Source organism: Streptomyces sp. NPDC001828, from assembly GCF_042892175.1.
In the GTDB taxonomy this organism is placed as follows: domain Bacteria; phylum Actinomycetota; class Actinomycetes; order Streptomycetales; family Streptomycetaceae; genus Streptomyces.
In genome coordinates this window covers 39,616-65,190 of record NZ_JBIATV010000001.1, presented here as the reverse complement: position 1 = coordinate 65,190, position 25,575 = coordinate 39,616, and the positions used below count along the sequence as shown (strand labels likewise).

Below are 25,575 nucleotides of genomic sequence, written 5' to 3'. Positions count from 1 at the left end.
GCTCAGCCCGGGACCCGCCGGGGCTCAGGCGCCGTGCGCCTTGCGGTGGTCCTCGGCCAGGCCCAGGTACATCAGCGCGTTCACCTTGATGCCCTCGCGCTCCTCCTCGGTCAGCTCGCGCCGCACCTTGGCCGGTACGCCCGCGACCAGCGAGCCGGGCGGCACGACCATGCCCTGCGGCACCAGGGCGTGCGCCGCGATCAGCGAACCCGCCCCGACATGGGCGCCGTTGAGGACGGTGGCGCCCATGCCGACCAGGACGTCGTCCTCGACGGTGCAGCCGTGCAGCACCGCGTTGTGCCCGACCGTGACCCGCTCGCCGAGCGAGACCGGGAAGCCCGGGTCCACGTGCACGGTGCAGTTGTCCTGGATGTTGCTCTCGGCGCCGATCACGATCGGCCCGCAGTCGGCCCGCAGGACCGCGTGGTACCAGACGCTCGCCCCCGCGCCCAGGGTCACCTCGCCGAGCACCACCGAGGTGGGTGCGGTGAATGCGGTCGGGGCGATCTCGGGCGTCTTGCCACCCACTGCCACGACCAACGCCTGCTCTGCCATGCGCCACTCCTTGTACGGATTCCATCGCGGTACGGATTCCATCGCGCCGGGAGTCACGCTAAGCGACCGCGCCTGGGCCCGCGCGGCCGGGGGCCCGCTTACGATCACGCGATGGCACTGTTCCGGATCGTCCGACGCACCCCGCTCGCCCCCGCCGAGGCCTGGCGGCGGCTCACCGACTGGCAACGGCACGCCGAGGGCGTGCCGTTGACCCGGATCACCGTGGAGACCCCGCCGCCGAGCGGGCCGGGCACGGTCTTCGTGGCCCGCACCGGTCTGGGCCGGCTGGGCTTCGACGACCGGATGGAGATCACCCGCTGGGAGCCGCCGGTCCCGGGCAGTCCGGGCGTGTGCCGCCTGGAGAAGCGCGCCCGGACCATCACGGGCTGGGCCGAGATCGAAGTGGGCGAAGTAGGGGAAACGGCGTCCGGGGAAGGTGAGCCCGGGCGGGGTGCGCCCGCGCCGGGCGCGTATCTGATCTGGCGCGAGGACCTGCGCGTACGCGGACTGCCGCGCGCCCTCGACCCGTTGACCGCCTACGCGGGGCGGCTCCTGTTCGGGCACGCCGTGAAGGTGCTCCTGAAGGACCGGGCACGCTGACCGGCCGCCCCGCCCACGGGGGCGATCAGTCGGCGGCGGGCACGTTCTCCGGCGTCGAGTTCGCCGCCTCGGCCTCCGCCATGGACTTCTTCGCCCGGTTCTTGACGACCAGCATCGAGGCGACGCCGATGAGGAGCGCGGCCACCAGGCCGAGGTAGGAGAAGTTCTTCAGCCAGGACTCGGCGACGATGCCGAGGTAGTAGATGACGGCCGTCGTACCGCCCGCCCAGCAGATGCCGCCGAGGACGTTGGCGATGAGGAACTTCCAGTACGGCATGTGCAGGACGCCCGCGAGCGGGCCCGCGAAGATGCGCAGCAGTGCGATGAAGCGGCCGAAGAAGACGGCCCACATGCCCCACTTCTGGAAGGACCGCTCCGCCATGGCGACATGGCCCTCGCTGAAGTGCTTGGGGAATTTGCGGCCGAGCCAGGCGAGCAGCGGCCTGCCGCCCTTGCGGCCGATCGCGTAACCGATGGAGTCGCCGATGACCGCGCCGGCCGTGGCGCAGGCGCCGAGCACGAGCGGGTTGATGTGACCCTGTTGCGAGGCGAGCAGTGCCGAACTGACCAGGACGATCTCACCGGGCAGCGGGATCCCGAGGCTTTCGACCCCGATGACCAGCGCCACCAGAAGATAGACACTGACGGCGGGGATGTTCTCCAGCCACTCCTGGATGTGCAACGCCGCATTCCTCCCGCTCGCCCCGGGCCGGAGCCCGGCATGCGCCCCCCTGGCGCACGCCGGGAAGCCTACCCGCTCAGCCTCGGCCGCCGGCCGGCGCCGATCCGACCCGGCCATGGCCCGTCAGGCGCGGCTCGCCCGCCGAGACACCCACGCTCACCTCGCGCGTTCCGGTGCCGAGCACCCAGGCGTGCCGGCCGCTGTCCCACGAGGAGAGCGAGCGCCGGGAGATCCTGACGGTCACCTCCTGGGCGCGGCCCGGCTCCAGGCGCAGCCTGCGGTAGCCGGCCAGGGCGCGGCGGGCCTGGTCGAGACGGAGGTCGGGCGAGGGGCCGAGGTAGACCTGGGCGACGGTGATGCCGGTGCGGGCGCCGGTGTTGCGCACGGTGAAGCGGACCGCGAGCCCGTCTCCGTCGGGCCGCACGCTCAGGTCCGTGTACGCGAAGGTGGTGTAGGAGAGGCCGTGCCCGAAGGGGAACAGCGGGGCCACGCCCTCGGCCTCGTACCAGCGGTAGCCGAGGTGGATGCCCTCGGAGTACTCCTCGGTGCCGTCCACACCGGGGTAGCGGCGCGGGTTCCCGGCCATGGGGTGGCGGTCCTCGGAGACCGGGAAGGTCTGGGTGAGCCGGCCGCCGGGGTCGCAGTCCCCGAACAGGACGGCCGCGGTGGCCTCGGCGCCCTCCTGGCCCGGGTAGTACATCTGCAGTACGGCGCCGACGCCGTCGAGCCACGGCATGGTGGTGCAGGACGAGGTGTTGAGCACCACCGCGGTGCGGGGGTTGGCGGCGGCGACCGCCTCGATCAGCTCGTTCTGGTGGCCCGGCAGGGCGAGGCCGGTGCGGTCGGCGCCCTCGGTGGCGTCCTCGTACGCGAACACGACCACGCCCGCGGCCGCGCGGGCGACGCGTACCGCCTCGGCGACATCGGCGGCGCGGGTGGCTCCGGTGGTGCGGCGCAGCCGGAACAGCTGGCCCTGGTCGCGGCCCTTGGCGGTGATGGCGAGCCGGTGGGCCCCGGCGGTCAGGCGCAGCGGTTTGCTGCGGCGGACCGCGAGCCCGTCGGGCGCGGTGCCGACAAGGCCGCCCGAGAAGAATTCGCCGAGGCCGGGGGCGGGCGGGAAGAGGTCGGTGCCGTCGAGCAGCACCTTGGGCCGGTCCCCCGAGTAGTGGATGACGAAGGTCCACTCGTCGTCGTCGGCCACGGTGAGCGTGCCGTCGTACGTCCAGGTGGCGCCGGGTTCGACGTGCTGGCCCTCGAAGTCGGCGCCGGGCGACGTGCCGGGCAGCGGCTTGCCGAAGAGGTCCTCGCCGAGCGCGTACGTGACGCGGGCGCCGTCGCCGGCCCGGGAGCGCAGCGCGTCGAGCGGGCTCTCGGCATGGTCCGGCACGACGTGCGCGCTGCCGCCGCCGCTGACGAACGGGATGCTTCCGGTGGGCCCGACGACCGCGATGGAGCGGGTGGCCGGCCCGGTCAGGGGCAGGGTGCTGTGCCGGTTGTGGAGCAGGGTGGCGCCGGCCCGCGCGACCTTGAGCGCGGTGCGCGCGCCGCGCCCGGCGTCGCGGTCCGGACGGGCGGGAGCGCTCCCGTCGAGCAGCGAGAAGCGTTCCATGACGGACAGGACGCGGCGCACCGACCGGTCGACCAGCGCCTGCGGAACGCGGCCGTCGCGCACGGCGGCCTTGAGGGCGTCACCGAAGTAGTCGCCGCTGGGCATCTCCATGTCGAGCCCGGCGCTGAGGGCCGCGACCGTGCTGTGGGCGGCGCCCCAGTCGGTCATCACCCAGCCCTCGAAGCCCCAGTCGCCCCGCAGGACGTCGGTGAGAATTGGCTTGTTCTCACAGGCGAAAGCCCCGTTGACCTTGTTGTACGCGCCCATCACGGCGCCCGCTCCGGCGGCCGCGGCCGCCTCGAAGCCGCGCAGTTCGAGCTCGCGCAGCGGCTGTTCGGCGATCCGCACGTCGATGGTCAGGCGGTCCTTCTCCTGGTTGTTCAGGGCGAAGTGCTTGACGGTGGCGATGAGCCCCTGGCCCTGGATCCCGCGGACCTCCTCGGCGACGAGGTCGGCGCTGAGCAGGGGGTCCTCAGAGAGGGTCTCGAAGTTGCGTCCGGCGTACGGGGTTCTGATGAGGTTGACCATGGGCGACAGGAGGACGTCCTGGCCCAGCGCGCGGCCCTCACGGCCGATGACCTCGCCGTACTCGCGGGCGAGCGCCGGGTCGAAGGCGGAGGCGAGCATGACCGGCGCGGGCAGGGCGGTCGCGTGCGCGGTGACGCGGACACCGGCGGGGCCGTCGGCGAGTCTGAGCGGGCAGATGCCGAGGCGGGGCACGCCGGGGACGTAACCGGCCTGGCCACGGCTGTTGGGATCGGCGGCGCCGTGCAGCAGGCTGATCTTCTCGTCCAGGGTCAGCCGGGCGAGCAGGGACTCCACCTTGCGGGAGGCCGGGGCCGGGGCGAGCGCGTGGGCGGAGACGGCGAGGGGGCCGGTCACGGCGGCCGCGACCATGGCGGCGCCGCCGAGCAGACGCAGTGCTGACCTTCGGGAAACGGTGTCGGACATGGACCGTCACTCCTTTGTGTGCGGGCACGACGTGGTGGACCGCGGCACAGCGGGCGGCGGGCCGACGTTCGAGGTGTGAACGCACTATGCGTCACGACCGAGTTGACAACCCGTCAGGCGCCACGAGGCGCCGGGAAACGTAGGACCGTCCGGCGGAAGAGTCAATGCGGGGACGGCGGGCTTGGGACACGACGAAGGCGCCCCGGCCGGAGCCGGGACGCCTTCGGGTCGCGCGGTCCGCGCGGAGGGGGTCAGGAGTTGGGGCGCAGGGTCCAGACGACGGTCATCTCGCCGGTCACGGCCTCGTCCGCGCGCTGGATCTCGATGTGGACCGGGAACTCGGGGCGCTGCCCGGCGTCCAGCTCGGCCACCACGTCGGCGATCGGGCGGCCCAGCGTGGCGGTCGCGGTGACGACGCCCTTGGCGAGCTTCTTGTAGCCGATTTCCGCCTTGACGGCGAGCGGCACGGCGCGGTGCATCTGGTCGCCGAAGGCGGCGATGACGATGGCCCCGCTGGCGGACTCGGCGAGCGTGAACATCGCTCCGGCGTGCGGTCCGCCCACGTGGTTGTGGTAGTCGGCCTGGTCCGGCAGCCGCACGACGGCTCGCTCGGGGGTGGTCTCCAGGAACTCCAGGTTCAGGGTGCGGGCCATGGGAACGGTCGCGGTGAGCATCTCGCCCACGGACATCTGATCAGCGCTCATGGGACCCGATGTTACCCATGGGTAGCCACCGTTGGCCATCCCCGGCGGGGGCGGCCGTAGCCGGAGCCGGGGCGCACCTCTATGGTTACTGGCCATGTGGCCAGGACAGCAGCCGCCCGGGGGCGAGCAGAACCCGCAGGATCCGAATCAGAACCCGTACCAGCAGCCGGGGTACCAGCAGCCGAACCCCTATCAGCAGCCGGGGCAGCAGCCGGCGCAGCCCGGGTACGGCTATCCGCAGCAGCAGCCCGCGCAGCCCGGATACCCGCAGCAGGGTTACCAGACGCCCAACCCGTACCAGCAGCCGACGGTGCCGCAGTATCCGGTGGGCGGCCCTCCCGGGCCGCCGCAGCCGCCGCAGAACAATGACAAGAAGAAGACCACGGTCATCGCCATCGTGGCCGCCACGGCCGTGGTCGTGGCCGCCGCCGTGACCGGCTTCGTGGTCCTCAAGGACGACGGCAAGTCCAGCACCCAGGCCGACGGCAAGGGCACGAAGTCGCCGTCGCCGTCGGGTTCCTCGGCCGCGCCCTCCTCCCCCGCGCCCAACCCGCGCGGCGCCGGCACCGACGTCAAGCCGGTCATCGCGGGCTGGAAGGTCGTGGTGAACCCCGCCAGGGGCGACGCCTTCGACGTACCGCCGGAGTGGGAGGTCGACAGCCCCACCATGAGCGTGGGCTGGTCGGACAAGGCGGACCCCAACGGGTTCGGCGGCATGATGATGTCCGCTCCCGCCTACTTCAAGTCCAAGTGGTGCACCGTCCAGAAGCCCGGCAGCCGCGACGAGAACACCGCTCTCGCCAGCGTCGGCACCAAGGGCGCCAACGGTGCCAAGTCGACCGGCGACGCGGCCGAGCAGGCCGACGACTGGCTGTACTACGCCTACACCCAGCCGGACAAGAACCACATCACCTCCGAGAAGCCGGTCCCGTACACCACCAAGTCCGGCCTCCAGGGCAGCGTGGTCCGCGCCAAGACCACCGGCGTGAAGAAGACGGACAAGTGCTCCACCGAGGGCCAGTCCGTGCTGTTCGGCTTCAAGACGCCCAAGGGCGACCTGGCCGCCTGGAGCCTCATCGCCAACACGGGCGTGCCCGGCGCGGTCGACGAGGACACCATCCAGAAGATCCTCAGCACCATCCGTCTGGTGCCGGTCACCACCTCCTGACACGGGCCGGCGGCAAACCGTTTGGCGGGCGGGGCCGGTGGCGGCGATAGTCCTTGGGTGACCTCCGCCGCCCTCCCCTCGCCCGCCCGGCGCCCGTCGTGGGCCGGCCGCAACTACAGCCTGCTGACCGCCGCCTCGGTGGTGACGAACCTGGGCAGCCAGGGCGCACTGATCGCGGCGGCGTTCGCGGTGCTGCAGTCCGGCGGCGGCGCGGGCGACGTGGGCCTGGTCGCGGCGGCCCGCACGCTGCCGCTGGTGCTCTTCCTGCTGATCGGCGGCGCACTGGCCGACCGGTTGCCGCGGCACCGGGTGATGGTCGCCGCCAACACCCTCAACTTCCTTTCCCAGGGCGCCTTCGCGCTCCTCGTGCTCACCGGCGACCCCCGGCTCTGGCAGATGATGGCGCTCACCGCGCTCGGCGGTGTGGGCCAGGCGTTCTTCGGCCCCGCGTCCGAAGGCATGCTGATGTCCAGCGTGAACGGCACGGACGCCGGGCGCGCGTTCGCGTTCTACCGGATGGCGATGCACGGCGCGGGCATCGGCGGGGCCGCGCTCGGCGGCGCCCTGATCGCCGCGTTCGGCGCGGGCTGGGTGCTCGCGATCGACGCGGCCGCGTTCGCGGTCGCGGGCGCGCTGCGGGCCTTCCTCGACGTGAGCCACATCCCGCCGCGCGAGGCGGGCGGCGGCATGGTCTCCGACCTCCGCGAGGGCTGGCGGGAGTTCGTCTCACGGCCGTGGCTGTGGTCGATCGTGGTGCAGTTCGCGGTGGTCAACGCCGTGGTCGCGGCGGCCGAGGCGGTGTACGGGCCGCTGGTGGCCCGCGACGAACTGGGCGGTCCCGGACCCTGGGGACTCGCGCTCGCCGCGTTCGGCGCCGGCACGGTCGGCGGGGCGTTCCTGATGATGCGCTGGAAGCCGCGCCGGCTGCTGCTCGCGGGCAGCCTGTGCGTGTTCCCGCTCGCCCTGCCCTCGGCGGCGCTGGCGGTGCCGCTGCCGGTCACCGCGCTCGCCGCGGTCATGCTCCTGACCGGCGTCTCCATCGAGGTCTTCGGCGTCTCGTGGATGACCGCCCTCAACCAGGAGATCCCGGAGGACAAGCTGTCCCGGGTGTCCGCCTACGACTGGCTCGGCTCGATCGCGATGGTGCCGCTCGCCACCGCCCTCGCCGGGCCGGCGCAGAGCGCGGTCGGCCGCACCAGCGCGCTGTGGGGCTGCTCGGCACTCGTCGTCCTGCTGACCGCCGCCGTGCTGTGCGTGCCCGACGTACGCCGTCTGACCCGGCGCGCCGAGCCGGCCGCCGTGGCCGGGTGCGAGGTGTCAGCCGATGCTGAAGGCGCCGTCGGGCGGCTCGGGTGAGGGCTGTGCCGCCGCGTCGTCGACCACACCGGCGTTCCCGATGAAGCGGCGCAGCGAGTCGCCGTGCTCGACCCGGGCCGGGAAGGCGTCCCCCGCCGTGCGCCGGGCGAGCGCCGCCACGTCCAGCGGCCGCGCCGAGGCGAGCAGCACGGCGTTGCCGAACCGCCGCCCGCGCAGCACGGACGGCTCGGCGATCAGGGCGACCTCCGCGAACACCGCCCGGAACGTGGCGAGTTGGGAGCGCAGGAAGACGAACGGAGCGCCGTCCGCGAGGTTGGCCGCGTAGATCCCGCCGGGCCTGAGGACCCGCTGGGCGATGCGCGCGTACTCGACCGAGGTCAGGTGGGCCGGCACGCGGGAGCCGCCGAAGACGTCCGCGACCAGCAGGTCCGCCGAGGCGGCGGGTGCCGCTTCGGCCCAGGCCCTGGCGTCCGCGGCGTGCGGCTCGATCCCGGTGTCCGGGGGCAACGGCAGGTGCTCGCGGACGAGTTGGAGGAGCGCGCGGTCGGCGTCGACGACGACCTGCCGCGAGCCCGGCCGGGTCGCCGCGACATAGCGGGGCAGGGTGAGCGCCCCGCCGCCGAGGTGCAGCACGTCCAGGGGGACGCCTTCGGCGGCCGCGCAGTCCACGACGTGGGCGAGGCGCCGCACGTACTCGAACTCGATGAAGGTGGGATCGTCGAGGTCCACGTACGACTGCGGGGCGCCGTCGACCGTGAGGAGCCAGGCGCGCTCGCGGTCGACGTCGGGCAGCAGTTTCGCGGTACCCCGGTCGACCTCCCGGATGACGGGTATCGGCTCGGCACTCGGGTCGTCGTTCACCCTCCCATTGTGCGCCCGGCCGCCGGATGCGGGCCGCCGGGCCCGGGCCGGTCCGGCGGACCCGGTCGCACCGCGCGTCCCGGGCGGGATCCGCGCGGACAGGGCCTAGGCGTCGGTCCACAGCGCCTTGACGGCCCGGACGTGCGAGGCGGCCTGCGCGCGGCCCGCCCGGGCGGCCGGGGCCCGGCGCGCGGGGTCGAGGCTGTTGCGCCCGAAGGCCCTTTTCGCCGCCGCGTCCGGAGTGATCAGCACGACCCGCGCACCCTCGGCGGCGAGGGCCGCGGCCTGGGTGGCGGGGGAGGCGAGCGGTCCGCCGCCGGCCGGGTTCGGCGCGATGATGACGACCCGCTCGCGGCCGGCGGCGAGGTGGGCGTTGCACGGGGAGTGCAGCCCGCCGTCGATCCACTTGCGCCCCTCGATGGTGACCGGCGGCCACACCAGCGGGACCGCGCAGCTCGCGGCGACCGCGTCGACGAGCGATACGCCGCCGTCCCGGTCGAAGACCCGGAACTCGCCGGTGTCCGCCGCGACCGCGGTGAGCTTCAGGGCGCGCTCGGGCCACTCGTGGGTGAGCAGCCGGCCGGCGATCACCGCCCGCCGGTCGGCCTCGCCCGGGGTGTCGGCGACGAGCGCCATCCGGCCCATCCTCACCCCGTACTCCTCGGGGGTGGCGGAGGAGAGCGCGGCCCGCGCGTAGCGGAAGAGCTTGCCGGGCCCCAGGTGTCCGGGTATCTCGCCTGCGGGCTGGGCGAGTTGACGTTCGTACAGCGCGGCGAGGGTGGCGCGGCGCGCGCTGAGGTTCACGGCGACGACCGCGCCCGCCGAGCTCCCGACGACGAGGCGGGCGTCGGTCAGGTCCACGCCCGCCTCGGCGAGGCCGCGCAGGATGCCGATCTCCCAGCCCACTCCGGTGAGGCCGCCCGATCCGAGTACCAGTGCCGTGTCCGTCATGATCGCAGTGTGCCCGAACGCCAACGGCCCGCCTCCCCCGGGGTGTTGGGGAGGCGGGCCGGCCGGTCAGAGGAGCGCGCCTACCGTTCCGGCGCCGACCGTGCGGCCGCCCTCGCGGATGGCGAAGCCGAGCCCCGGCTCCAGGGGCGTGTCGCGGCCGAGCTCGACGGTCATGGTGACCGTGTCGCCGGGCCGCGCCACCGCGAGCTCGCCGAGGTCGACGTCGCCGACCACGTCCGCGGTGCGGATGTAGAACTGCGGCCGGTAACCGGTGGCGATCGGCGTGGAGCGGCCGCCCTCGCGCGTGGACAGGACGTACACCTGGGCGGTGAACCTCCGGCTCGGTGTGACGCTGCCCGGCTCGGCGACCACGTGGCCGCGGCGGACCGCGTCGCGTGGCACCCCGCGCAGGAGCAGCGCGACGTTGTCGCCGGCCTGCGCCGAGTCCATCGGCTTGCCGAACGTCTCCAGGCCGGTGATCACCGACTCGACGTCCGCGCCCAGGACTTGGACCCGGTCACCGACGCGCACGGTGCCGCGCTCGACGGCTCCGGTGACGACGGTGCCGCGGCCCGTGATGGTGAGCACGTTCTCCACCGGCAGCAGGAACGGCGCGTCCACGTAGCGCTCGGGCATCGGCACATAGGTGTCCACGGCGTCGAGCAGCGCGCCGATCGCCTCGGTCCAACGCGGCTCGCCCTCAAGGGCCTTGAGGCCGGAGACCCGCACGACGGGCACGGAGTCTCCCCCGTATCCGTGCGCGGACAGCAGCTCGCGGACCTCCAGCTCGACCAGGTCGCTCAGCACCGCGTCTTCACCGTCGTCGACTGCGTCGGCCTTGTTGAGCGCGACGACGATGTGGTCGACGCCCACCTGGCGGGCGAGCAGGACGTGCTCGGCCGTCTGCGGCATGATCCCGTCGAGCGCGGAGACCACGAGGATCGCCCCGTCCAGCTGGGCGGCGCCGGTGACCATGTTCTTGACGTAGTCGGCGTGGCCCGGCATGTCGACGTGCGCGTAGTGGCGGGTGTCCGTCTCGTACTCGACGTGCGCGATGTTGATGGTGATCCCGCGGGCGGCCTCCTCGGGGGCGCGGTCGATGCGGTCGAACGGGACGAAGGTGCCGCTGCCGCGCTCGGCGAGCACTTTGGTGATGGCGGCGGTCAGCGTGGTCTTGCCGTGGTCGACATGGCCCATGGTGCCGATGTTGAGGTGGGGCTTGGTGCGTACGTATGCCGTCTTGGGCATGGCTGAGTGTCCCTCGCGTGGTCGCGGAGCGGTGCTGGGACCCCTGGGTCCGGCCGACCCTCCCCGTGCGGGGTCCGCCGGACTTTCCGGGAAGGGTCAGCTTCGGGCGCCGCCGAGGGGCGCTGCGGCCTCGAATGCGCCGGCCGCGGTGAAGACGGCAGCCTTCGGCGCGTCCGCGACTGCGGACGGCGCTGCGAGGAAGGCGTACCTGGACATGCCGCCGATCATCCCTGGTGGGCGGGGGCGCGTCGAATGGTTTTCCGCGGGCGGAAGTTGCGTGCGGCCCGGGTGCGCGCGAGCTCCCTTACGACGGGCGACCGGCCGGGTCGGTTAGTCTCCCTTGATGTTCGAGCCCGTTGCCCGACCGACGCCAGGTCTCGCCGCACGCTGCGGGAGAGCACTGCTCTCGCCGTGGTCGCGGCTCGCGCTGCTCGTGGTGGTGCTCGCGGCCGCCGGAAGTGCCGTGCTCGTCCTCCAGCCGCAGCGGCTGCTCGCCGACGGCTGGCCGCCCCAGATGGGCGGGGCCTGGGCGGTGGTGCTCTTCGCGGTGGCGTACGGGCTGTGCGCGGCGGCGTTCGTGCCGCGCCCGATCCTCAACCTGGCCGCCGGCGCCCTCTTCGCGACCCCGGCCGGCTTCGTGGCCTCGCTCGTGGGCACGGTCCTCGGCGCGGGCATCGCGTTCGGGCTCGGCCGGGTGCTCGGGCAGGACGCGCTGCGGCCGCTGGTGCGGGGGCGCTGGCTGAAGGCCGCGGACGGGCAGCTGTCGCGGCACGGGTTCCGTTCGATGATGGCCATCCGGCTCTTCCCCGGCGTGCCGTTCGCCGCGGCCAACTACTGCGCGGCGGTCTCGCGCATGGGCTGGGCGCCGTTCCTCGTGGCCACGGGCCTCGGCTCGGTGCCCAACACCCTCGCCTACGTCGTCGCGGGCGGCAGCGCCTCCTCCCCGACCTCCCCCACGTTCCTGATCGCGATGGGCTTCATCGTGCTGAGCGGGGCCGGGGCGGCCGCGGTGGCCTGGCGCAAGCGGAGCGGGCTGCGCAAGCGGTAGGGCGCGGGGGCCGGGCGACCGGGGCGGGCGCGGGGCGACGGAGCGGACGGGGCGACGGAGCGGACGGGGCGGCCAGGAGCGGCCGGGGCGGGCGGGGAGCGCTCGCCAGGCGACGGGCGGCGCTTCTCGCAGGCCGCCCGGCGTCAACCATCCGTTAACCCGGGCCCGTTACCGTGCCGCTCGATCCGCGCAAGATCACCGGTGTGGCCGTGTCGCCCCGGTGCTCCGGCCGGTCCCGGTCGTGCCGACCGGCCGTGGCCCCGACCCCCCTTGGATGGCGCAGTAACCCATGTCTTGGTTCGAATCGTTCATACTCGGGCTCGTCCAGGGGCTTACGGAGTTCCTGCCCATCTCCTCCAGCGCGCATCTGCGGCTGACCGCGGCCTTCGCGGGCTGGCAGGATCCGGGCCCGGCGTTCACGGCGATCACGCAGATCGGCACCGAGACGGCCGTCCTCATCTACTTCCGCTCCGACATCGCGCGGATCGTCTCGGCATGGTTCCGCTCCCTCACCGACCGTTCGCTGCGCGACGACCACGACGCCAAGATGGGCTGGCTCGTCATCGTCGGCTCGATCCCGATCGGGGTGCTCGGCATCGTCCTGAAGCACCAGATCGACACGTCCTTCCGCGATCTGCGGGTGATCGCCTCCACCCTGGTCGTGATGGGTGTGGTCCTCGGCATCGCCGACCGGCTCGCGGCCCGCGACGAGTCGGGGGGACGGCATCGCGCCGCCAAGGAGCGCAAGTCGCTGCGGGAACTCGGCACCAAGGACGGCCTGATCTTCGGCATCTGCCAGGCCATGGCCCTGATCCCCGGCGTCTCCCGCTCCGGCGCCACCATCAGCGGCGGCCTCCTCATGGGCTACACCCGCGAGGCGGCGGCCCGTTACTCCTTCCTGCTCGCCGTCCCGGCCGTGCTGGCCTCCGGGGTCTTCGAGCTGAAGGACGCGGGCGGCCCGGGTCAGGCACCGATGCTGCCCACCCTCTTCGCCGCGGTCATCGCCTTCGCGGTGGGATACGCGGTCATCGCCTGGTTCATGAAGTTCATCTCCAGCAAGAGCTTCATGCCGTTCGTGGTCTACCGCATCGTCCTCGGCATCGCCCTGTTCGCCCTGATCTCCGCCGGCACCCTGAGCCCGGACGCGGGCGGCGGCCTCTGACGGGGGTCCGGGGGCGGCGGCTCGCCGACCGCGCGTCCGGGGGCGGCGGCTCGCCAACTCGGGGCCCGAGGACGGCAGCCCTCCAACTGGGCTTCTGCGGGCGGCAGTTGAGAGCCGGTCCCTCAGTCCTCCGACGCCTGTGGGCCTTCCCCCTTGGACTCCTCCGCGCGCAGCGCCAGATCCTGGAGCACATCGGCCGACGACACGTCCTGCTCGCCGGAGTCATGGACCTGGGCGAGGGCCACGAACGCCAGGCTGAAGGCGGCCACGAGCTGGCGAATGGCCCCGCCGACCTCCCGGGCCACCAGGGTCGCCATCTCCTGCGGTGTCGCGTCGGCCGGGATCTCGATGTGCGGCATCGTCTCGTTGAGCAGGGCGGTGACGATGCCGGTCTCCGTGTCCCGGGGCCCGCGTGCGGCGTCCTCCTCGATCCGGCGGCGGTAGTCGCCGGCCTCGGTGAGAATGCCGATCACTCGCTTGAGAACCTCGCTCTGCTCCATTCCGCGAGGATAGGCGCCGCCGCCTCCCCAGGCGCGGGCCAACGCCCGCACCACTCGGGCCAGTTGTCCCTACGGTCCGAGCGGTGGCCGGTTCACGCCGTCCGGCTCCCGCTCTCCGACCGGGCTCGCGCGGGCCGTCCCTCCCGGCCCAACTCCTTAATGTTGGCTGAGAGTTCCCACTCCGTGGCGGTGGGTCACCTCATGGCCGTAGGCTTGCCCCATGCCCCCGACTTCCGACCGCCGATTCCTTCGCCCCGCCGACGTGGTGAACGCGGACATCCGCTCGCTGTGGGAGCAGTCCGACGGCCGACTCTCGCCCGACGAGGAGGAGCGCTACCACTGGCTCCTGGTCGAATGGGCCGCCGCCGTACGGGGTGACACCGCCCAGGCGGCGTGACGTACGTCGCTCCAAACCTCCTCCCGCCTGTGACCTTGCCCACCCCGCACCCCTCCCACCTGGGGTTCGGCCGGTTCGGCGGGGTCGTTCGCCCGACCGGACCCGTAGCCTGGTCGTATGTCCCACTCCACCGACCGGCCCGACCCCGCGCCGTCCGACGCGGATGCCGCCAACGACGCCATCCGTGCGCTCGTCGACGGCGCGGACGGACAGTGGCCCGCGGAGGAGTACGAGCGGCTGCTCGCCGACTGGGCGGCCGCCGTCGGCGAACCGACCACGCTGGCCGCGGGAACCGCCGCGAAGCCGCGCCCCTGAGCCGGAAGCCGCGAACCCAAGCCGCGAGCTCCGCCCGAAAGACCTCGCACCAACAACACCCGCGCCCGAACCCGCACCGCCTTAATTCCGGTTGCTGTGGCCCTCCTCACGGTGTTGGAGTGGCCGCATGCTGACCCCCGCGCCGGACGGCGCCACCGATGACTCCCTGCTCGCGGCCTTCGACCTCCAGCTGCGCCGGCACGCCCGGCCCGACGGACCGAGCGCCACGGTGGAGCGGGCCGGCGGTGTCGTACGGCAGGTGGGTCCCGGCCACGTCTGGAACGGCGTCATCTGGTCGCAGCTGACCGAGGCCGACGCGGACGACGAAATCGCGGCGCAGGTACGGCACTTCGCGTCGCTCGGCCAGGCGTGGGAGTGGAAGCTGTACGCCCACGACCACCCCGCCGACCTCGGACAGCGCCTGCTGGCGGCCGGGTTCGAGGCCGAGCCCGCCGAGACCGTCATGGTCGCCCGCGTCGCGGACCTCCCGCACGACGACGCGCCCCCGGCCGGCATCACCCTGCGCCCGGTGACCGACGAAGCGGGGGTGGAGCTGATGACGCGGGTCCACGCCGGCGCTTTCGACAACGACCCCGCGCCGTTCAGGGCGCGCCTGCTCGCCCAGTTCGCGGAGGCGCCCGACACCGTGACGGCGGTCGTCGCCATGGCCGGTGACGTACCGGTCAGCTCGGCCCGCATGGAATTCCACCCCGGCACCGAGTTCGCCAGTCTGTGGGGTGGCGGCACCCTGCCCGAGTGGCGCGGCAGGGGCATCTACCGCGCCCTGATCGCCCATCGCGCCCGCATCGCCGCCGAGCGCGGGTACCGCTACCTCCAGGTCGACGCCTCGGACCTGAGCAGGCCCATCCTCCAGCGCCTCGGCTTCACCCCGCTGACGGTGACCACGCCGTACGTACGACTGCCGTAGCCCCGCGCGGCGCGGGAGCGAGCGTCCCCTCAGGCCGTCCCTCGCCCCGGGCCGTCGAACGCTCCGTGCCGGCCCGCTCCCGCCGCGAACCTCGCCGCGCCCTCGGCCGCCTCACCCAGCGCGTGCATGCCGTGCCGCACCTCGTTGAGCAGCGCTTCGGATTCGCCGAGGCCCTCCTGTTCGAGCAGCGACATCCGGTCGTGGCGCAGACAGGTACCCGGGAAAGCCGCGATCTCCGCGGCGAGTTCCTCCGCCCGCGCGCGGGCGGTACCGCTCGGCACGACCCGGTCGGCGAGTCCGATGGCATGGGCCTCGGCCGCGTCCACCGGCCGGCCGGTGAGGATCAGGTCCATGGCGCGGCCGGCTCCGATGAGCCGCGGCAGCCGAACCGTCCCGCCGTCGATCAGCGGCACGCCCCAGCGCCGGCAGAACACCCCGAACACGGCGTCCTCCTCCATCACCCGCAGATCGCACCAGAGCGCGAGTTCCAGGCCGCCCGCCACCGCGTGCCCGGCCACGGCCGCGATCACCGGCTTGGAGAGCCGGAGCCGGGTCGGCCCCATCGGGCCGTCGCCGTCCTCGGTCACCGTGTTGCCGCGCTCGGTGCCGATCGCCTTGAGGTCGGCGCCCGCGCAGAACGTGCCGCCCTCGCCCCAGAGCACCGCGACCGCCGCCGCCTCGTCCGCCTCGAAGGCGCGGAAGGCGTCGGCGAGCGCCCGGGCGGTGGGGCCGTCCACCGCGTTGCGCGCCCCGGGACGCGCGAGGACCACCGTGGTGACCGGGCCGTGCCGTTCGCTGCGTACCGCTGGAGCCGTCTCGTCAGTCATGGCGCCAGCGGTAGCACGCGGCCCCAACCAGCCACAAGTGCGGGGCTCTTGGCGTTCGGGGCGCACTGGCGGAGACTTGGCCGATGACGCAGCGCGTGGATCTCGGGACCCTGCTCGACCGCTTGGCCATCGACGAACTCATCTCCGGATACGCCGCGGCCGTCGACGACGGGGACTGGACCGCCTACCGCGCCCTGTTCGCCGCCGACGGCCGCGCCGACTACCGCCCCGCGGGCGGCATCGAGGGGCCGGCCGAGGAGGTGGCGCGCTGGCTCGAGGAGACCATGCGGCTCTTCCCGGTACGCCAGCACCTGATCACCAACCGGCTGCTCAGCCTCCAGGACCTCGGCGGCTATCCGGGCGACCGGGCCGAGCTGCGCGCCGACTACCTCAACCCGATGTGCTTCGGCGGCAACGGCGACGGCACCCCGCCCGCGCCCGGCTTCGAGTCCGGCGGGCGCTACGCCTTCTCACTGCTCCGCACGGACGCGGGCTGGCGGCTGCGGTCGGTGACCGTGCACGAGAAGTGGCGGCGGGTGTCGGGGGCGCTCGCCGGGGCATGAGCGACGGGAGGGACGCGCCGCACGCCGGGCCATCTGTGCGTGGCGCCGGCTCTCCCGCACACTGGCAGGGCGGAAACACCACTGATCACGGGGGTGGGCAAGGAGGCGCGGTATGCGGATCCCGGTCGGCCGTCACGGTCCGCGCCTGAGCTCTGCCTGGTGGCGCGCGGCGGCCGCGCTGCTCGCCGGGGCGCTGCCCGCGCTCGCCTTCCCCGCGCCCTCGCTGTGGTGGCTCGCCTACGTCGCGCTGGTGCCGCTGCTGCTCCTGGTCCGCTCCGCGAGCAGCGTCCGGCGGGCCGCCGTCGACGGCTGGCTCGGCGGTACGGGCTTCATGCTCGCGGTGCACCACTGGCTCTTCCCGAGCCTCAACGTGTTCATCGTGGTACTGGCCGCGCTGCTCGGGCTGTTGTGGGCGCCGTGGGGCGTCCTCGTCCGCTCCCTCATGGGCGGGGCTCCCTCCGCGCCGCGCGCGCTCGCGGCGGTCGTGGTGGTGCCGTCGGGCTGGCTCGCGGTGGAGCTCGTCCGGTCGTGGCAGGGGCTCGGCGGACCGTGGGGACTGCTCGGCGCGAGCCAGTGGGAGGTGACTCCGGCGCTGCGGCTGATGTCGGTGGGCGGGGTGTGGCTGGTGAGCCTGCTCGTGGTGGCGGTGAACACCGCCGTCACCCTGGGTGTGGTGCTTCCCCCCGTACGTACCGCCATGGTCTCGGTCCTGGTGGTGTGTGCGCTCACCACAGGTGCCGTGTGGATGTGGGCGCCGCACATGGACCGCGACGGCCACCTCAAGGTCGCGGTGGTGCAGCCGGGCGAGATCGAGAACGGGGATGCCCGCTTCGCCCGCAGCGAGGCGCTGACCCGCTCGCTCGCGGGGCAGCACGTGGATCTCGTCGTGTGGGGCGAGAGCAGTGTCGGGCAGGATCTGGCGTCCCGGCCGGACCTGGCCGCGCGGATCGCGAGGCTCTCCCAGGACCTGGGCGCCGACATCCTGGTGAACGTGGACGCGCGCAGGTCCGACAAGCCGGGGATCTTCAAGAGTTCGGTCCTGGTCGGCCCCGGCGGGCCGACCGGGCAGCGCTACGACAAGATGCGCCTCGTACCGTTCGGCGAGTACATCCCGGCCCGTTCGCTGCTCGGCTGGGCGACGTCGGTCGGCAAGGCCGCCGACGAGGACCGCCAACGCGGCACCACGCCCGTGGTGATGACCCTGCCGGACGCGGTGCGGGTGGGGCCGCTCGTGTGCTTCGAGTCCGCGTTCCCCGACATGAGCCGTCATCTGGTGCGCATGGGCGCCCAGTTGCTCATCGCGCAGTCCTCGACCTCGTCGTTCCAGGACACCTGGGCCCCTGCCCAGCACGCCTCGCTCGGCGCGCTGCGGGCCGCCGAGACGGGCCGCCCCATGGTGCACGCGACGCTGACCGGCATCAGCGCGGTCTACGGTCCCGACGGGGGCCGCGTCGGGACCTGGCTGCCCACCTCCGCGAGCACCGCCGCGGTGTACGACGTCCCGCTCGCGACCGGCACCACGCCCTATGTCCGCCTGGGCGACTGGGCGGTGTACGCGGCCCTCGCCGCGCTCGCCCTGTTCTGCGCGGCCGAGGCGGCCCGGGCGTTCAGGAAGCCTGCTCCCAGGCCTCCCGCACCACCCGCTCGCACAGCTCGTGTGTCGCGAGGGCGTCCTGGGCACTGAGCGTCTTGCCGGCCCGTACGGCGTCGAGGAAGGAAAGGACCGACTGCTCGATGCCGCGCTGACGGGCGACGGGCACCCAGTCGCCGCGGCGGCGCACGGTCGGCTGGCCCTTGTGGTCGACGACCTCGGCCAGGTTCAGGACCTGGCGCTTGGTGTCCTGGCCGGAGACCTCCAGGAGCTCCTCGGTGGAGCCGTTCATCCGGTTCATGGTGCCGATCGCGGTGAAGCCGTCACCGGAGAGCTGGAGGACCACGTGCTCCATCAGGCCCTCGCGGACCCTGGCCCGCACGACGGTGTGGTCGATCGGGCCGGGGGCGAGGAAGCGCAGCGTGTCGACGACGTGGATGAAGTCGTCGAGGACCAGGGTGCGCGGGTCCTCGGGGAGCCCGACCCGGTTCTTCTGCATCAGGATCAGCTCGCGCGGGTGGTCGGCGCACTGGGCGTAACCGGGGGCCAGACGCCGGTTGAAGCCGACGGCGAGACTGACGCCGCGCTCCTCCGCGAGCGCCACGAGGCGCTCGGACTCGGCGAGTTCATAGGCCAGCGGCTTGTCGACGTACGTCGGTACGCCCGCGTCGAGGAGCCGGGTCACGATCTCCGGGTGCACGGCGGTCGGCGCGTGCACGAACGCCGCGTCGAGTCCCTGAGCGAGCAGCGAGTCGAGACCGGTGTGGCGCTGCGCGGCCGGTATGCGGTGGACGTCGGCGACGGCGGCGAGGGTGGCCGGGGTGCGGGTCTGCAGATGCAGCTCCGTACCCGCCAGCGCGCTCAGCACCGGCAGATAGGCCTTCTGCGCGATGTCCCCGAGCCCGATGCATCCGACCTTCACGCGGTTCTCCTGTCGCCGAGGGGTGTTCTGCGTCCTTGGCTGGTCAGCATACGTGCGGCGGGGTTTGCGGTGCGGGGTGATGGGCGTTGCCCTGCGGGCGGCGGGGGTTGCCGTGCGTTGCCCTGCGGGCGGCGGGGGTTGCCGTGCCGGCGGGCGGAAACGGCCGCTTCGGCTGCGGACCGTGCGGGGCTGGTCGCGCAGTTCCCCGCGCCCCTGGCGGGGTCGGTGCCGGCCCGAACCTTCAGCCCCAGCACCCCGCGCCCCCGGCAGGGTCGATGCCGGCCCGCATCAGCCTGCGCCGGCGCCCCTGCTGGACCGGCCCTGGCCACGAGCGCCCTTAAGGCGCGAACGGGGGTGCAGGGGGCGGAGCCCCCGCCCCGGGCCCGGTTCACCGTGCGGACCGTGCGGGGCTGGTCGCGCAGTTCTCCGCGCCCCTGGCAGGGTCGATGCCGAGCCCGAACCTTCAGCCCGCAGCACTCCGCGCCCCCGGCAGGGTCGGCGCCGGCCCGCATCAGCCTGCGCCGGCGTCCCTGCTGGACCGGTCCTGGCCAGGCCAGGCAACCTCAGCCCGTCCGGCGATTGAGGACGAGCGCCCTTGAGGCGCGATACGGGGTCCGGGGCGGAGCCCCGGGGACAACCGGGGGCGATAACCGTTGGCCAGGGACGCGGCGGGGCGGCCAGGATGGCCGCATGACGACCCCCGACGTACAGCCCGCCGAAACCACCGACCGCACCGAACCCGCCCTGGACGCCACCGAGCGGGCCATGCTCGAAGGCTGGCTGGAGTACCACCGCGAAACCCTGGCCCAGAAGTGTGCCGGGCTCACCGACGAACAGCTGAAGCGGACCGCCGTCCCGACCTCCGCGCTCACCCTGCTGGGACTGCAGCGCCACCTCTCCGAGGTAGAGCGCTGGTGGTTCGTCACGGTGTTCGCCGGCGGCACCGACGAAGGCGTGTACGGCACCGACGAGGACCCGGACGGCGACTTCCACTTCGGCCCCGGTGACACCTACGCGGAGGCCCTCGCCACCTGGCACGCCGAGGTGGCCGCAGCCCGCAGGGCCGCGGCCGGACGCGGTCTCGACGAGCTCAGCGTCGGCACCGCACGCGGCGGCCGGCACTTCAGCCTGCGCTGGATCTACACCCACATGATCGAGGAGTACGCCCGCCACAACGGCCACGCCGATCTGCTGCGCGAGGCGATCGACGGCACGACCGGAGCCTGAGCCGGGGCGGGCGGCCCACCACGGGGTCACTCGTGCGGGCCATTGTGGGCGCCCGAAGTGGCCCAACGGCCCTCACGGCCAGCAGAGTTGACGGATGCACCGCACCCGCAACACGCTGACGCTCCTGACGGCCGCGGCCACCCTGACCGTCTGCGCAAGCGTCGCGGGCTGCGTAGCCGTCGAGGGCGGCCGCGCACCCTCCGCACCCGCCGCACCGCCCGCCCGGCACCTGTCGGCGACCGCCCCGCAGGCCGTCCAGGCCCCGGCGCGCGAGGCCCTGGACACGGTCATGCCCCCCGATGCCCCCTCCCCCTCCCCCGGCGTTCCGTCAGTCACCCCGCCCGCACCCCCCGAGCGGCATGAGCGGCCCGACCCGCCCCGCCCGGAGCGCCACCCCCGGGCCGATAGGCCCGGGCACCCTTCCGCCGCCCCCGGAAAGCCGCACCCCCGAACCGCCCCGGCGCCGCCCGCATCGGGTGACATCTGCGCACTGGGCCGGCGCTACGGCGGCTGGCGCGAGGACAGCCCGGAGGCAAGCATCTGCCGCGCTACGTACGGTAATTGACGAGCCATCACATCCGCATCGCCGTCACCTGCCCGCAAGGCTCTCGTTCCGGCACACAGCGCGAGCCGAGCCCAGCCCAGCCCCTCCCGCAGGCCCCGCCCCCTCATACCGCGTCCAACTGCCGCTCCAGGCGGCGCAGCGCCTCGCGGATGCCGTTCCCGTACGCGTCGTCGGAGAGCGTGTCCAGCGCGTCATGGGCCCGGTCGAGGTGGAGGCGGGCCTCCTCGGGGCGGTGCAGCTTCACGTAGTCGGCCGCGAGGTTGAGGTGCAGCGAGGGATAGAAGGCCCGTACCGCGAGGGAGGCGTGGTGCTCGGTGAGACGCGCCTGGCTCAGACCGTCGGCGGCCGCCAACGCCCGCAGATCCCAGGCCAGTTCGTCCCCGGCGTCGTCCTGCGTGTCCGCCATGTAGTGGGCCAGGGTGCAGCGGTGCAGCGCGTCGCCGCTCTCGCCGATCTCCGACCACAGGACGCCGAAGCGGTTGCGGGCCTCCTCGCGGTCCCCGCCGTGCAGCAGCATCATCGCCTGCCCGATCCGGGTCATCACGACGTCCCCCGGGGCTTCCTGCATGTCCGTCACCGCTGTCTCCACCCGTCGTCACCAGAACTCCAACGGCTTCGACGCTAACCGCCGCCACTGACAATCGGCCTGAGGCTCGGGCGGGCGCGCCCCCACCTGTCAGCCGGACGCCGTCACACGCCCCGCCGACGGGCCTACCGAGGGGCGCCCGCCCGGCCTCCGCCCGGCGGACCTCAGGCCAGGTTGGGGATGCGCCAGTCGATGGGCTCGTGGCCCTGCGCCGCGACCGCCTCGTTGATCTGCGTGAACGGGTGGGAACCGAAGAACTTCTTGGCCGAGAGCGGCGAGGGGTGCGCGCCCTTGACCACGACGTGGCGCTCCTCGTCGATCAGCGGGAGCTTCTTCTGCGCGTAGTTGCCCCACAGCACGAACACCACCGGGTCCGGGCGCGAGGCGACGGCCCGGATCACCGCGTCGGTGAACTTCTCCCAGCCCTTGCCCTTGTGCGAGTTGGCCTCGCCCGAGCGCACCGTGAGCACCGCGTTGAGCAGCAGCACGCCCTGCTCGGCCCACGGCATCAGATAGCCGTTGTCCGGGACCTCCAGGCCGAGCTCGTCGCGCATCTCCTTGTAGATGTTGCGCAGCGAGGGCGGTGTCCTGACCCCGGGCCGCACCGAGAAGCACAGCCCGTGGCCCTGGCCCTCGCCGTGGTAGGGGTCCTGGCCCAGGACCAGGACCTTCACCTTGTCGTACGGAGTCGCGTCCAGCGCCGCGAACACCTCGTCGCGGGGCGGGAAGACGGGGCCCTTCGCCCGCTCCTCCTCGACGAACGCGGTGAGCTCCTCGAAGTACGGCTTCTGGAGCTCCTCGCCGAGGACGCCCTGCCAGGACGCGGGCAGCATGGCGGTATCGGTCACGTCAACAACCTCCGTGGGACATTCGGTTCCCGCACTCTCTCGCGGAATTCCGAACCTACCCGCCGCCACTGACAACGCCGTCCGCGCCCGCACCTACCAGCTGGTCTTGCGGTGCAACTCCCACATCTGCATGACCGTCTGGGGGTCCATCGCCCGCTCGCCGCCCGCGATGTCGTCGCTCTCCGCGAGGTAGATCTTGCCCTGCCACAGGGGCAGCAGCCGTACGTCGTCGACCAGGATGTCCTGGGCCCGCTCGAACTGCTTGCTCGCGGCGCCCCGGTCGGAGATCTGGCGCGACTGCGGGAGCAGCTGCGTGGTGATCTCGGGCTGGTCGTAGGGCGTGCCCACCGCGTTGTCCTTGCCGACGAAGGGCGCGATGAAGTTGTCGGGGTCGGGGAAGTCGGGGAACCAGCCGCGTCCGAAGACGGGGAAGTCGCCGGCCTGGAAGCCCTCGGTATAGGTCTTCCAGGGGCGGCTGTTGAGCGTCACGTCGAACAGCCCGGAGGCGTCGAGCTGCCGCTTGAGCTCCTTGAACTCCGCTGCCATGGACGAGCCGTAGCGGTCGGTGGTGTACCAGAGGGTGAGCGGGACGGGGGTGGTGATGCCGGCCTTGCGCAGGATGTCCTTCGCCTTGGGCACGCTGGGCGAGCCGAAGGTGTCGAAGAAGCTCGTGGTGTGCCCGTTCACACCGGTGGGGACCATCGAGTACAGCGGTTCGGCGGTGCCCTTGTAGACCTTGGCGACCAGGGCGTCGCGGTCGACGAGCTGGGCGACCGCGCGGCGCACGGCGGGCTTCGCGGCCTCGGGGTCCTTGGGGTTGAAGACCAGGAAGCGGATCTCGGTGCCGGTGTTCTCGACGAGCTGGAACGGCTTTCCGGCGGCCTTCTCGTTGCGGATGTCCTCGACCTCGTCGGCGGTGATGCCGCGGTAGGTGATGTCGATCTGCTTGTTCTTGAGGGCGTCCAGCATGCCCTGCGAATCGCGGAAGTAGCGAATGGTGACGCCGTCGTTCTCGCGCTGCGCGAAGCCCTGGTACGTGCCGTTCTTCTTCAGGACGGCACGGTCGCCCGCCTTGTAGGACTCCAGGGTGTAGGGGCCCGAGCCGGTGAGGCCGCCGTCGTCGCGGAGCTTGTCGGCCGGGTACGCCGCCGGGTCCACGATGGACATGGCGGGCGCGCCGAGCACGTAAGGGAATGTCGCGTCGGGCTTGTTGAGGTGGAAGGTGACGGTCAGGTCGTTGTCGACGGTGACCTTGTCCAGGCTGCTGAGCAGCCCCTTGGGGCCGGCCTTCACGTTGATCTTCATGATGCGGTCGATGGAGTACTTGACGGCGTTCGCGTCGAGTCTGGTCCCGTCCGAGAAGGTCATTCCCTTGCGCAGGGTGCAGGTGAAGGTGCGGCTCGACTTGTCCTGGAATCCGCAGGACCGCGCGGCGTCGGGCTGCGGGGCGCTGCTGCCGGTCGGGAACGCCACCAGGGTCTGGAAGACGTTGCGGTACAGCTCCCAGGATCCGTCCCAGGAGGCGGCCGGGTCGAGCGTGCTCGGCTCGCTCGTGGTGCCCACCGTGATCTCCTGCGGAGTGCCCGAGGACCCGCCCGGAATCAGTCCGCATCCGGCGAGCAGGGATATGGACGCAAGGGCCGTCACGGCGGGTCGGCAGTTGGTCCCTCTGAACACGTGCACGCTCCTCGATCGGCCATGGATCGGCAGACCATACCGCAGTGCCCTGCTGGGTCAACCGACCGTCTCAGCAGGGCACTTGGCATATTCAGGAGCAAATCCGCTCAGGGGTGACGGACGGTGCCTCGGGGCACCCCCGGCGCTGTCGCGTCAGTGCACCCCGACGTTCAGGAAGAGGCCGCCGTCGACGACCAGGGTCTGGCCGGTGACCCAGGCCGACTGGTCGGAGGTGAGGAACGCGGCCGCGCCGCCGATGTCGGAGGGGACGCCGAGCCGGCCCATCGGGTAGGCCGCGGCGGCCTCCGCCTCGCGGCCCTCGTACAGCGCCTGCGCGAACTTGGTCTTGATCACGGCGGGGGCGATCGCGTTGACCCGTACCGTCGGCGCGAACTCGTGCGCCAGCTGGAGGGTCAGGTTGACCATGGCCGCCTTGCTCATGCCGTACGCGCCGATGAAGGGCGAGGCGGAGACGCCGGCGATGGAGGCGATGTTCACGATCGCGCCGCCGTTCTCCTTCTGCCAGGCCTTCCAGGTCTGCTGCGCGAAGCCGAGCGCGGAGATCACGTTGGTCTCGTACACCTTGCGGGCGACGTTCAGGTCGAGCTCGGCGATCGGGCCGAACACCGGGTTCGTACCGGCGTTGTTGACCAGGAAGTCGACCCGGCCGAAGGCCTCCATGGTGCGCTCGACGGCGGCGGCCTGGTGGGCCTCGTCGGCGGCCTTGCCCGGGACCGCGATGACCCGGTCGGAGCCGAGCTTGTCGACGGCCTCCTTGAGGGCGTCCTCGCCGCGTCCGGTGATGCACACCCGGTCGCCGCGGGCGACGAGCGCCTCGGCGATGCCGTAGCCGATGCCGCGGCTGGCCCCGGTGACCAGGGCCACCTTGCCCGACAGTTCAGGAAGTTCAGTCATGTTCCTTGTCCCCGGCCTTAGTTGAGCGGTCCGCCGGCCACGTACATGACCTGGCCGGAGACGAAGCCCGCGGCGTCGCCCGTGAAGAAGGCGATGGCGTTGGCGATGTCCTCGGGGTGGCCGACGCGCTGGACCGGGATCTGGGTGGCGGCCGCGGCCTGGAAGTCCTCGAAGCCCATACCGACGCGGGCCGCGGTCTGCGCGGTCATCTCGGTGACGATGAAGCCGGGCGCGACCGCGTTGGCGGTGATGCCGAACTTGCCGAGCTCCTTGGCGAGGGTCTTGGTGAAGCCCTGCAGACCGGCCTTGACGGCGGAGTAGTTGGCCTGGCCCCGGTTGCCGAGCGCGGAGGACGAGGAGAGCGAGACGATGCGGCCCCACTTGGCGTCCACCATGTGCTTCTGACAGGCCTTGGCCATCAGGAACGCGCCCTTGAGGTGCACGTTCATGACCAGGTCCCAGTCCGACTCGCTCATCTTGAAGAGGAGGTTGTCGCGGAGCACGCCGGCGTTGTTGACGAGGATGGTCGGCGCGCCGAGCTCGGCGGCCACGCGCTCCACGGCCGCCTCCACCTGGGCGCTGTCGGAGACGTCGCAGCCGACGGCGATGGCCCGGCCGCCCGCCGCGGTGATCTTGTCGACGGTGTCCTTGCAGGCCGCCTCGTCGAGGTCGAGTACGGCGACGGCCCGGCCCTCGGCCGCAAGCCGGACGGCGGTCGCGGCGCCAATGCCCCGCGCCGCCCCGGTCACGATGGCGACACGCTGCTCGGTGGTGGACATGCTGTTCTCCTCGCCCTGGGATCCGCGGCCCTCAGTCACTGAGCAACCGCTTAGTAGCTTCAGCAGACGTGACGCTAGA

27 protein-coding genes are annotated in these 25,575 nt (G+C 72.8%); 12 read left to right on the top strand and 15 right to left on the bottom strand.

Annotation, left to right across the window (positions count from 1 at the left end):
• Positions 1-24: 24 nt before the first annotated feature.
• Positions 25-555: a gamma carbonic anhydrase family protein gene (locus ACFYZA_RS00330; protein WP_382587130.1), complete on the bottom strand. Its 531-nt coding sequence runs from the start codon at positions 553-555 to the stop codon at positions 25-27.
• Positions 556-666: 111 nt separating this feature from the next.
• On the opposite strand from ACFYZA_RS00330, the gene ACFYZA_RS00325 reads away from it, so the two are divergent.
• Complete coding sequence (locus tag ACFYZA_RS00325; RefSeq protein WP_388485881.1) at positions 667-1,155, top strand: SRPBCC family protein; 489 nt, start codon at positions 667-669, stop codon at positions 1,153-1,155.
• Between the two features lie 25 nt (positions 1,156-1,180).
• On the opposite strand, the gene ACFYZA_RS00320 is transcribed toward ACFYZA_RS00325, so the two are convergent.
• From ACFYZA_RS00320 to ACFYZA_RS00310, 3 genes are all read right to left on the bottom strand, one after another.
• Positions 1,181-1,837 carry a DedA family protein gene (locus ACFYZA_RS00320; RefSeq protein WP_388485879.1) on the bottom strand — a complete coding sequence of 219 codons (657 nt, stop codon included), beginning with the start codon at positions 1,835-1,837 and terminating at the stop codon, positions 1,181-1,183.
• A 76-nt stretch (positions 1,838-1,913) separates the two neighbouring features.
• Entirely contained in the window at positions 1,914-4,397 is a 2,484-nt protein-coding gene (locus ACFYZA_RS00315) for a glycoside hydrolase family 3 C-terminal domain-containing protein (RefSeq protein ID WP_388485877.1), read from the bottom strand.
• Positions 4,398-4,648: 251 nt separating this feature from the next.
• Positions 4,649-5,086 (bottom strand): DUF4442 domain-containing protein, encoded by a 438-nt coding sequence (locus ACFYZA_RS00310; protein ID WP_388487934.1) that lies wholly within the window; start codon positions 5,084-5,086, stop codon positions 4,649-4,651.
• Between the two features lie 109 nt (positions 5,087-5,195).
• Here ACFYZA_RS00310 and ACFYZA_RS00305 point away from each other — a divergent pair, with 109 nt between their 5' ends.
• Together ACFYZA_RS00305 and ACFYZA_RS00300 are read left to right on the top strand one after the other, a co-directional pair.
• Entirely contained in the window at positions 5,196-6,269 is a 1,074-nt protein-coding gene (locus tag ACFYZA_RS00305; protein ID WP_382587117.1) for a hypothetical protein, read from the top strand.
• 57 nt (positions 6,270-6,326) lie between these two features.
• Entirely contained in the window at positions 6,327-7,625 is a 1,299-nt protein-coding gene (locus tag ACFYZA_RS00300) for an MFS transporter (protein ID WP_388485875.1), read from the top strand.
• Here the strand turns inward: ACFYZA_RS00300 and ACFYZA_RS00295 are convergent.
• From ACFYZA_RS00295 to tuf, 3 genes are all read right to left on the bottom strand, one after another.
• Positions 7,587-8,447 (bottom strand): spermidine synthase, encoded by an 861-nt coding sequence (locus ACFYZA_RS00295; protein ID WP_382587109.1) that lies wholly within the window; start codon positions 8,445-8,447, stop codon positions 7,587-7,589. The genes ACFYZA_RS00300 and ACFYZA_RS00295 overlap by 39 nt on opposite strands.
• A gap of 105 nt (positions 8,448-8,552) precedes the next feature.
• Positions 8,553-9,398, bottom strand: coding sequence for a patatin-like phospholipase family protein (locus tag ACFYZA_RS00290; protein WP_388485872.1), 846 nt, complete (start codon positions 9,396-9,398; stop codon positions 8,553-8,555).
• Between the two features lie 66 nt (positions 9,399-9,464).
• Positions 9,465-10,646 (bottom strand): elongation factor Tu, encoded by a 1,182-nt coding sequence (tuf, locus tag ACFYZA_RS00285; RefSeq protein WP_382587103.1) that lies wholly within the window; start codon positions 10,644-10,646, stop codon positions 9,465-9,467.
• A 343-nt stretch (positions 10,647-10,989) separates the two neighbouring features.
• Here tuf and ACFYZA_RS00280 point away from each other — a divergent pair, with 343 nt between their 5' ends.
• Complete coding sequence (locus ACFYZA_RS00280) at positions 10,990-11,694, top strand: TVP38/TMEM64 family protein (protein WP_382587100.1); 705 nt, start codon at positions 10,990-10,992, stop codon at positions 11,692-11,694.
• 289 nt (positions 11,695-11,983) lie between these two features.
• Positions 11,984-12,856 carry an undecaprenyl-diphosphate phosphatase gene (locus ACFYZA_RS00275; RefSeq protein WP_388485868.1) on the top strand — a complete coding sequence of 291 codons (873 nt, stop codon included), beginning with the start codon at positions 11,984-11,986 and terminating at the stop codon, positions 12,854-12,856.
• Between the two features lie 122 nt (positions 12,857-12,978).
• Here the strand turns inward: ACFYZA_RS00275 and ACFYZA_RS00270 are convergent, their stop codons facing one another.
• Entirely contained in the window at positions 12,979-13,356 is a 378-nt protein-coding gene (locus tag ACFYZA_RS00270; protein WP_388485866.1) for a hypothetical protein, read from the bottom strand.
• 220 nt (positions 13,357-13,576) lie between these two features.
• Between ACFYZA_RS00270 and ACFYZA_RS00265 the strand changes: the two genes are divergently transcribed.
• The 3 genes from ACFYZA_RS00265 (at position 13,577) to ACFYZA_RS00255 (ending at position 14,996) form a co-directional block, all read left to right on the top strand.
• On the top strand, positions 13,577-13,753 hold the full coding sequence (locus tag ACFYZA_RS00265) for a hypothetical protein (RefSeq protein WP_159030178.1): 177 nt from the start codon (positions 13,577-13,579) through the stop codon (positions 13,751-13,753).
• A 117-nt stretch (positions 13,754-13,870) separates the two neighbouring features.
• Positions 13,871-14,068 (top strand): hypothetical protein, encoded by a 198-nt coding sequence (locus tag ACFYZA_RS00260; RefSeq protein ID WP_382586691.1) that lies wholly within the window; start codon positions 13,871-13,873, stop codon positions 14,066-14,068.
• Between the two features lie 127 nt (positions 14,069-14,195).
• A complete protein-coding gene (locus ACFYZA_RS00255; RefSeq protein ID WP_388485863.1) occupies positions 14,196-14,996 on the top strand; it encodes a GNAT family N-acetyltransferase in 801 nt (266 codons plus the stop codon).
• Positions 14,997-15,025: 29 nt separating this feature from the next.
• On the opposite strand, the gene ACFYZA_RS00250 is transcribed toward ACFYZA_RS00255, so the two are convergent.
• Positions 15,026-15,823 (bottom strand): crotonase/enoyl-CoA hydratase family protein, encoded by a 798-nt coding sequence (locus ACFYZA_RS00250; RefSeq protein WP_388485861.1) that lies wholly within the window; start codon positions 15,821-15,823, stop codon positions 15,026-15,028.
• Between the two features lie 83 nt (positions 15,824-15,906).
• Between ACFYZA_RS00250 and ACFYZA_RS00245 the strand changes: the two genes are divergently transcribed.
• Positions 15,907-16,386: a nuclear transport factor 2 family protein gene (locus tag ACFYZA_RS00245; protein ID WP_382586682.1), complete on the top strand. Its 480-nt coding sequence runs from the start codon at positions 15,907-15,909 to the stop codon at positions 16,384-16,386.
• 112 nt (positions 16,387-16,498) lie between these two features.
• Entirely contained in the window at positions 16,499-18,070 is a 1,572-nt protein-coding gene (gene lnt, locus ACFYZA_RS00240) for an apolipoprotein N-acyltransferase (RefSeq protein WP_388485858.1), read from the top strand.
• On the opposite strand, the gene ACFYZA_RS00235 is transcribed toward lnt, so the two are convergent.
• Positions 17,994-18,899: a Gfo/Idh/MocA family protein gene (locus ACFYZA_RS00235; RefSeq protein WP_388485856.1), complete on the bottom strand. Its 906-nt coding sequence runs from the start codon at positions 18,897-18,899 to the stop codon at positions 17,994-17,996. The genes lnt and ACFYZA_RS00235 overlap by 77 nt on opposite strands.
• Positions 18,900-19,589: 690 nt before the next feature.
• On the opposite strand from ACFYZA_RS00235, the gene ACFYZA_RS00230 reads away from it, so the two are divergent.
• Together ACFYZA_RS00230 and ACFYZA_RS00225 are read left to right on the top strand one after the other, a co-directional pair.
• Positions 19,590-20,126, top strand: coding sequence for a DinB family protein (locus tag ACFYZA_RS00230; protein WP_388485853.1), 537 nt, complete (start codon positions 19,590-19,592; stop codon positions 20,124-20,126).
• A 94-nt stretch (positions 20,127-20,220) separates the two neighbouring features.
• The gene (locus tag ACFYZA_RS00225) at positions 20,221-20,691 is read left to right on the top strand and encodes a hypothetical protein (protein ID WP_388485851.1); all 471 of its coding nucleotides are present in this window, start codon (positions 20,221-20,223) and stop codon (positions 20,689-20,691) included.
• A 103-nt stretch (positions 20,692-20,794) separates the two neighbouring features.
• On the opposite strand, the gene ACFYZA_RS00220 is transcribed toward ACFYZA_RS00225, so the two are convergent.
• The 5 genes from ACFYZA_RS00220 to fabG all read right to left on the bottom strand — a co-directional run bounded on the left by ACFYZA_RS00220 (position 20,795) and on the right by fabG (position 25,496).
• Positions 20,795-21,268, bottom strand: coding sequence for a hypothetical protein (locus ACFYZA_RS00220; protein WP_382586667.1), 474 nt, complete (start codon positions 21,266-21,268; stop codon positions 20,795-20,797).
• Positions 21,269-21,441: 173 nt separating this feature from the next.
• Positions 21,442-22,125 carry a uracil-DNA glycosylase gene (gene ung / locus ACFYZA_RS00215; protein WP_388485849.1) on the bottom strand — a complete coding sequence of 228 codons (684 nt, stop codon included), beginning with the start codon at positions 22,123-22,125 and terminating at the stop codon, positions 21,442-21,444.
• A 93-nt stretch (positions 22,126-22,218) separates the two neighbouring features.
• The gene (locus ACFYZA_RS00210; protein WP_382586661.1) at positions 22,219-23,808 is read right to left on the bottom strand and encodes an ABC transporter substrate-binding protein; all 1,590 of its coding nucleotides are present in this window, start codon (positions 23,806-23,808) and stop codon (positions 22,219-22,221) included.
• 147 nt (positions 23,809-23,955) lie between these two features.
• On the bottom strand, positions 23,956-24,717 hold the full coding sequence (locus tag ACFYZA_RS00205; RefSeq protein ID WP_382586658.1) for an SDR family oxidoreductase: 762 nt from the start codon (positions 24,715-24,717) through the stop codon (positions 23,956-23,958).
• A 17-nt stretch (positions 24,718-24,734) separates the two neighbouring features.
• A complete protein-coding gene (gene fabG / locus ACFYZA_RS00200; RefSeq protein WP_382586655.1) occupies positions 24,735-25,496 on the bottom strand; it encodes a 3-oxoacyl-ACP reductase FabG in 762 nt (253 codons plus the stop codon).
• Positions 25,497-25,575: the final 79 nt, after the last annotated feature.

Bases quoted from the DNA above. Each gene is read 5' to 3' on its own strand.
- ACFYZA_RS00330 (WP_382587130.1), bottom strand. From the start codon at position 555: ATGGCAGAGCAGGCGTTGGTCGTGGCAGTGGGTGGCAAGACGCCCGAG.
- ACFYZA_RS00325 (WP_388485881.1), top strand. From the start codon at position 667: ATGGCACTGTTCCGGATCGTCCGACGCACCCCGCTCGCCCCCGCCGAG.
- ACFYZA_RS00315 (WP_388485877.1), bottom strand. From the start codon at position 4,397: ATGTCCGACACCGTTTCCCGAAGGTCAGCACTGCGTCTGCTCGGCGGC.
- ACFYZA_RS00310 (WP_388487934.1), bottom strand. From the start codon at position 5,086: ATGTCCGTGGGCGAGATGCTCACCGCGACCGTTCCCATGGCCCGCACC.
- ACFYZA_RS00305 (WP_382587117.1), top strand. From the start codon at position 5,196: ATGTGGCCAGGACAGCAGCCGCCCGGGGGCGAGCAGAACCCGCAGGAT.
- ACFYZA_RS00290 (WP_388485872.1), bottom strand. From the start codon at position 9,398: ATGACGGACACGGCACTGGTACTCGGATCGGGCGGCCTCACCGGAGTG.
- tuf (WP_382587103.1), bottom strand. From the start codon at position 10,646: ATGCCCAAGACGGCATACGTACGCACCAAGCCCCACCTCAACATCGGC.
- ACFYZA_RS00280 (WP_382587100.1), top strand. From the start codon at position 10,990: ATGTTCGAGCCCGTTGCCCGACCGACGCCAGGTCTCGCCGCACGCTGC.
- ACFYZA_RS00275 (WP_388485868.1), top strand. From the start codon at position 11,984: ATGTCTTGGTTCGAATCGTTCATACTCGGGCTCGTCCAGGGGCTTACG.
- ACFYZA_RS00270 (WP_388485866.1), bottom strand. From the start codon at position 13,356: ATGGAGCAGAGCGAGGTTCTCAAGCGAGTGATCGGCATTCTCACCGAG.
- ACFYZA_RS00265 (WP_159030178.1), top strand. From the start codon at position 13,577: ATGCCCCCGACTTCCGACCGCCGATTCCTTCGCCCCGCCGACGTGGTG.
- ACFYZA_RS00260 (WP_382586691.1), top strand. From the start codon at position 13,871: ATGTCCCACTCCACCGACCGGCCCGACCCCGCGCCGTCCGACGCGGAT.
- ACFYZA_RS00255 (WP_388485863.1), top strand. From the start codon at position 14,196: ATGCTGACCCCCGCGCCGGACGGCGCCACCGATGACTCCCTGCTCGCG.
- ACFYZA_RS00250 (WP_388485861.1), bottom strand. From the start codon at position 15,823: ATGACTGACGAGACGGCTCCAGCGGTACGCAGCGAACGGCACGGCCCG.
- ACFYZA_RS00245 (WP_382586682.1), top strand. From the start codon at position 15,907: ATGACGCAGCGCGTGGATCTCGGGACCCTGCTCGACCGCTTGGCCATC.
- lnt (WP_388485858.1), top strand. From the start codon at position 16,499: ATGCGGATCCCGGTCGGCCGTCACGGTCCGCGCCTGAGCTCTGCCTGG.
- ACFYZA_RS00230 (WP_388485853.1), top strand. From the start codon at position 19,590: ATGACGACCCCCGACGTACAGCCCGCCGAAACCACCGACCGCACCGAA.
- ACFYZA_RS00225 (WP_388485851.1), top strand. From the start codon at position 20,221: ATGCACCGCACCCGCAACACGCTGACGCTCCTGACGGCCGCGGCCACC.
- ACFYZA_RS00205 (WP_382586658.1), bottom strand. From the start codon at position 24,717: ATGACTGAACTTCCTGAACTGTCGGGCAAGGTGGCCCTGGTCACCGGG.
- fabG (WP_382586655.1), bottom strand. From the start codon at position 25,496: ATGTCCACCACCGAGCAGCGTGTCGCCATCGTGACCGGGGCGGCGCGG.